This is a genomic window from SAR324 cluster bacterium (assembly GCA_029245725.1).
GTDB lineage: Bacteria > SAR324 > SAR324 > SAR324 > NAC60-12 > JCVI-SCAAA005.
In genome coordinates this window covers 1-5,888 of the sequence record JAQWOT010000260.1, presented here as the reverse complement: position 1 = coordinate 5,888, position 5,888 = coordinate 1, and the positions used below count along the sequence as shown (strand labels likewise).

Here is a 5,888-nt window from a genome sequence, read left to right as displayed (position 1 = left end):
ATCTCCAATGATCTTGCGACGTTCTGCTTTGGTTTTCACCCCATAGAGCTTGAGTGGGTCCTGTAGGGAACCAAAAACAGTGAAGGATGGATTGAGGGAAGAGTGCGGATCCTGGAAGACGATCTGAATTTTCTGACGGATGTGCTTGAACTCTTCAGGACTCAAGTTGAGCAAGTCGAAGGTTTGCTCTCCTTCGTGATAGAGAATCTGTCCACCAACGGCTCCCACGAGTTGAATGATGGATTTTCCGAGTGTGGTCTTGCCACAGCCACTCTCTCCGACCAGCCCTAGGGTCTCTCCCCGATAGATCTCCAAGTCCACACCATCAACCGCCTTGACGTGAGCAGCGACAGTGCGCAATAGTCCTTTTCGGACAGGAAAATAGGTTTTCAAGCCCTTGATGTGTAGAATCTTTTCTTGGCTAGGCATGGCTCAGCACCTTTTCACTGTGCCAGCAGAGTGCGTCGTGGGTTGCACTGATTGACTGAGAACTGGGAAAGGTTCGGCATTGTTCAGTGGCGTAAGGACAACGGGGTTCAAACTGACATCCTTTGGGGCGTTGATAGGGATCGGGGGTTGAGCCTTGAATCGGGGTAATTTGCTGTTGTTTCCCCTTGCCCAGGATCGGAATCGACTTCAGTAATGCTTCGGTATAAGGGTGTGCAGGATGTCGAAGTACATCATCGACCGTTCCCTGTTCAACGATATTGCCCATGTACATCACTGCCACATGATCCGCCAGTTCAGCAACGACCCCCATATCATGAGTAATTAGGATCACAGCAGTGTTGTGTCGTTGCTTGAGTTCATCAATCAACTCAAAGATCTGGGCTTGAATAGTGACGTCCAGTGCTGTGGTGGGTTCATCAGCAATCAGAATCTTAGGCTTGCACGACATCGCCATGGCGATCATCGCCCGCTGCCGCATACCTCCTGAAAACTGGTGAGGATAATCATCCACTCGCTGTTCGGCCAGGGGAATTCCCATCTGGCGCAGCAGCTCAATGGAAGTCTGCTTGAGCTGAGCAAGGGTGTTTTTCGAATGATACTGCAGTCCCTCAGAGATCTGAGATCCAATACGATAAACAGGGTTCAGCGCTGTCATCGGATCCTGAAAGATCATCGAAATCTCTGCCCCACGCAATGCTCGCATTTCTGGCCCATTCCGCTCCAGTTGATCAATGCGGATGTTACCTTTTTCGGAATGATAGACGATTTCCCCAGATTCAATCCTGGATAGCTTGGGGAGCAGTTGTGTGATGCTGGAAGCTGTGATGCTTTTGCCACAGCCACTTTCCCCGACAATGCAAAGTGTCTTTCCGCGGTAAACATCAAAAGACACCCCATCGAGGGCCTTGTTACAGCGGTTGTTCACATAGATGTAAGTCTTCAGATCCTTAACACTCAGGACCTTTTGATCAGCACTCATCCTCAACCCTGCATTGTGGGATCTGTGGTGTCACGCAGGCCGTCTCCCACAAAGTTGATGGCTAGCACAAAGAGCGAGATGGTCACCGCAGAGGGAAGCCAGACCCACCAGTAGTTCTGTAGAATTCGTAGGTCCTGGGCGACATTGAGGATATTTCCCCAGGTTGGGATGTTAAGGGGAACACCGAGACCCAGGAAACTGAGTCCTGCTTCCTGCAAGATGAACATCGCCGTACTCAGAGTGATGTTGACCATAATTGGCCCAAGGGCGTTCGGTAGGATGTGCTTGAAGCAGATAGTGAAGGTATTCAGGCCGAAAGCACGAAGTGCCTGGACGTACTCCTCCTCACGTAAAGAAAGCATCTGGGCGCGGGTTAGTCGGTACAGGCTGCCCCAACCCGTCAGTGTGAAGATGATGATCAGATTCATCAAGCTCTGCCCGAGGATTGTCACCAGCATCAGCACCAGAATGATCTGGGGGAAGGACATGACTACTTCAGAGATTCTCAGAAACGTGCTGTCCCACCAGCCACCCTTGTAGCCAGTGTACGCACCAATACTGACGCCGATGAGCGCTGCTCCCAAGGCACTTCCCAACCCCACCAGGATCGAGATCTGACCGCCATAAATGATGCGGGCAAACACATCTCGGCCAATCTTATCTGTACCAAGAATGTGATCTGCACTAGGTGGTTTGAGCATCATTCTTAGGTCAATCTTCTGGGGGTCATACTGAGTCACAAGTGGAGCAAAAACTGAAGCCAGGATCATGATGGTGACAAAAGCCAGACCCAGTACGGCTAGCTTATTACTGGCCAGCTTATTCAGGGCTCGGTTGCTTGATGCTGCCTTGAGGGTGCCTTTCTCTGTTTTTTCACGGAGTGTATTGAATTTCTTATCCAGCCGAGTTGGGCGTCGTGTCATCATTTTGGTGTCACTCAAGTTTTACCCTTGGATCTAGCAGTGCAGTCAGCAGGTCAATCAGAAAACTGGCAAATAGAACTGCGGTCACGGACAGGAAAGAGATCATCATAACCAGTGGATAGTTCTGACCTCGGACAGCATTTACAAACAAATCACCAATTCCAGGCCATTGAAAGACTTGTTCGATGATCACGGTTCCACCAATCAGCATCGGTAGACGGAAACCTATCAGCACTACCACAGGAATCAGCGCAACACGGAGGCCATGAATGAAATTGATCCTCCATTCAGGGATACCCTTGCTGCGGGCAGTTCGAATAAACTCTTTGTTCAGAGAGTCAAGCATGCTGGAGCGCGTGTAGCGCATCACACCCGCAGTCATGATTAGTCCAAGGACCATGGCAGGCATCACTAGGTGTGGCATATGATCCCAGTAGCTATCATAACCGGGCATCAGTCGTTTGCCCACTGGGAGCCACTCCAACTGGAGTGCAAAGACGACTAGTGCAATCATGCCAAAAATGAATTCAGGAATCGAAACGCCAATCATGCCAAAAACTGTTAGTGAATTGTCCATCAATGATCCTCGCTTCAGGGCGCTGATCGAACCTAGAATGACTCCAAAAAAGGTTGAAAATAATAGTGCAGCTATGGATAGCTCTAGAGTAGCTGGAATACGTTCCAAGACTAGTTTTGAAATGGGAACTCCACTGGCAAGGCTGTAGCCAAAATCTCCCTGAAGAATTGCGCCAAGCCAGTAGAAGTATCGAATGATAAACGGATCGTTTAAGCCCAGTGCTTCACGCATCGCCATCAGCTCTTCTGGTCTCAGATCAGCAATGGCCTCAGGAGGTAGCAGGTAGGAGAGTATGTCCCCTGGAGTCAGTTCCAACCCCAGATAGATGAGGAAACTGATCCCCAGTAACATGGGGATCAAATAGAGCAGTCTTCGAGTGAAGTAGACAAACATAAGAGCTTACACCCAGCACCTGACCGGAGACAGGTACTAGGTTGGTCGAGTGGCTTAATTTTTCGCGTATTTGTTAAACCAGATCATCCTTGTATACGGGATGTCTGCAGGAAGGACGCGCATATGATCCATCTCTTCCAGAGATTTAACATCGGCCACGTTCTTGGTGAAGCCGTAGTCGAGTTTACGAGCCGAGGCATTCTTGACGAGGTTGGCATCGTTGTCATTACTTGGGTAGGCAACGATCTCATCAATCCGAGCTACTCCCTCATGATAGTTCTCAAATGGAACCATGACCAAGTAATCATTCATTTTGACTTCCTTGACCCTGTAGGGACCAGAACCCACTGGATTTTGCCAGAACGGATGCTGCTGGAATTTGGCAGGATCCACATCGTTTAGATACTTGCGAGGTAGTGGGGCCCATTGCGCGAATGTCAGCAATACGTTGGGATCTACTTTGGCAAAAGACAGTGTAATCTTGTTACCATTGACTGCGATCCCTGAAACGCTAGACGCCGAACCATTCATGAAAGCCTCAGCTCCTTCTAGGTAGCTGAAAGTCGTTTTGAAAATCGGCATGATATTAGGGACTTTGAGCGCCAACTCAATGTTCCACTGGATTTCGTCAGCTGTGATAGCTGATCCATCGTGCCACTGGAGATTATTCTTCAACTCGAAGGTCAGAGTCCTAGCGTCCTCGCTCAGGTTGTAGTATTTGGCCATTTTTGGACGTGTTGGTGCCAAGCCTCCATCACACGTGATCAGCCGGTCGAGAAGAACCTTGTTTGTGATGAACAGGCCGGGGTTGAACCAGGGATGATTGAAAAATTCAAGAGGACCCGTGTTGGTGTTCATTACCATCTTGCCGTTAGCGTCAGGCTCCATGGTCCACTTGGTGACATCCCAATCATAGTTGTACTGCGGGTTACCATATATCCCACCATTTCGGTTCAGCTTGTTGCTCTCGTAGATAAAAGCTTGCTGGTAGTAGAGAGGTAACGTGAAGAGCTCATTCTGCATATAATCTTCCATTTCAAAGAAGATTTCCTTTTGAGCTCCAATGTCTGCAGTGCTGGTCAGCATATCGATCATTGCATCCACCTTGGCATCTGCTGGTGAGATGGACATGTCGCCAGTCTTATAGCGACTGAAGTACTCTTGCAGCGCTAGCGGGCCATGTGCTCCATAAGCTAGATCCCATTTTACTATAGAGGGGCCATTCTGAGGATCTTTTGGAGCTGTCCACAACTGAGCACCAACATCTCCTTCCAGCCTGCGGAAATTCATCTTAACACCGACATCACCTAAGTAGGCTTGAATGGCAGTCATCAAGTCAACAGTTTGTTGGTCTCCATAATAGTAGACCATGTCGAGTTCCTGGCTCGAATTCCAGTTGGCTTCTTTCAACAACTGCCGGGCCTTGTCTGGATCATAGGAATACTTGGGCAGACCAGGTTTTTTGAAGGGACCGTTCGGGATGTGACTGTCTGCAACGATGGCCTTGCCTTCGAGCAAGGTCTCTTGAATGGTGTCCATGTCAATTGCATAAGCAATCGCTTGGCGGACTCGTGAGTCTGAGAGTGGATTGCTGTTCTTCGGCATTGCCAATAGCTGAGTAGCAAAACAAAGCGTGACGACGAGCGGTAGAAGAAATCGGATTTTCATCGGTTACCTCGCTTGAAAATTAAAAGGAAAAAAAATCATCAAGAAATCAATGCTTCATAGGCAACTCCTTTTCGTTGCGTCGTTAATTGGAGGTCTGTCAATCGACTAATCGGGCAAAACCCGTGTGCTTGGTCTCGAACACTTCTTGATCATAAAACTGCCCTGACTTCAACTGCTGATTGATTTGGTCAAAGCAAGTTTCTGCTTTCTCAAAATAGTGATCCAGGTGTCGATCTTGATGGGCAAAGGTAGGATTGAAACCAGATCCAGCCATGATCCCCTGCAGCAGCATCAAGCGAGTAAACAGGGTCATGATGCGGTTGGCCTGTTCATGCTCAAAGCCAAGCTGTACCAACTCTGGGCGTCCCTTTACAAAAGTTGGTAACTGGTAGGACTGTCCCAACTCCAACCAGCGTGTCATGAAGCATCCACCAATCCGATGCAGGTGTGCTGGTACATCCAAGCTCATCATCTTTCCCACAGCAGCCAGTGCGGCAGTGGGCCCAATTGATTCGGACCAATAGGCGCTGGAGATAAAGGTCCTCTCAAAAAATTTCATCTCAGCGGTTTGCCCAATCACGGCGCCCATGGGATAGCCGTTGCTCAAGGCCTTGGCAAACACCGCAAGATCGGGTGTTACCTGATATTTCAGATGAGCTCCTCCCAAGCAAAGCCTCCAACCGATCGAAATCTCATCAAAAATCAACTTCGTTCCGTGTTTTGTAGCTAATTGACGGACTTTTTCCAGGAATTGGTTTTCAGGTTCAACTCCGCGAGTCGTTTCCATCACAACCGCAGCTAATTGGTGACGAGCAAAGATTTCTTCCAGTTCAGCTAGCTGGTTGTAACGAAATGGTAGCGCTGTGCCTTTCAGACCAGCAGGGACTCCCAGTGGATC

The 5,888-nt window shown here is 49.0% G+C and carries 6 protein-coding genes; all 6 read right to left on the bottom strand.

What is annotated here, in order from left to right:
* The coding region (locus tag P8O70_14625) for an ATP-binding cassette domain-containing protein (GenBank protein ID MDG2198084.1) at positions 1-429 on the bottom strand (429 nt) is incomplete at its 3' end.
* Positions 422-1,429, bottom strand: coding sequence for an ABC transporter ATP-binding protein (locus P8O70_14620; protein MDG2198083.1), 1,008 nt, complete (start codon positions 1,427-1,429; stop codon positions 422-424). The genes P8O70_14620 and P8O70_14625, both read right to left, overlap by 8 nt.
* Before the next feature lie 2 nt (positions 1,430-1,431).
* Positions 1,432-2,352 carry an ABC transporter permease gene (locus P8O70_14615; protein MDG2198082.1) on the bottom strand — a complete coding sequence of 307 codons (921 nt, stop codon included), beginning with the start codon at positions 2,350-2,352 and terminating at the stop codon, positions 1,432-1,434.
* Between the two features lie 10 nt (positions 2,353-2,362).
* Positions 2,363-3,322 (bottom strand): ABC transporter permease, encoded by a 960-nt coding sequence (locus P8O70_14610; protein MDG2198081.1) that lies wholly within the window; start codon positions 3,320-3,322, stop codon positions 2,363-2,365.
* A 54-nt stretch (positions 3,323-3,376) separates the two neighbouring features.
* On the bottom strand, positions 3,377-4,990 hold the full coding sequence (locus P8O70_14605; protein ID MDG2198080.1) for an ABC transporter substrate-binding protein: 1,614 nt from the start codon (positions 4,988-4,990) through the stop codon (positions 3,377-3,379).
* Between the two features lie 97 nt (positions 4,991-5,087).
* On the bottom strand, positions 5,088-5,888 hold an 801-nt coding region (locus P8O70_14600; GenBank protein ID MDG2198079.1), incomplete at its 5' end, for an aminotransferase class III-fold pyridoxal phosphate-dependent enzyme.

What these genes read in the sequence shown, in the direction of transcription:
- P8O70_14605 (MDG2198080.1), bottom strand. Translation starts at nt 4,990, where the DNA reads ATGAAAATCCGATTTCTTCTACCGCTCGTCGTCACGCTTTGTTTTGCT.
- P8O70_14610 (MDG2198081.1), bottom strand. Translation starts at nt 3,322, where the DNA reads ATGTTTGTCTACTTCACTCGAAGACTGCTCTATTTGATCCCCATGTTA.
- P8O70_14620 (MDG2198083.1), bottom strand. Translation starts at nt 1,429, where the DNA reads ATGAGTGCTGATCAAAAGGTCCTGAGTGTTAAGGATCTGAAGACTTAC.
- P8O70_14615 (MDG2198082.1), bottom strand. Translation starts at nt 2,352, where the DNA reads ATGACACGACGCCCAACTCGGCTGGATAAGAAATTCAATACACTCCGT.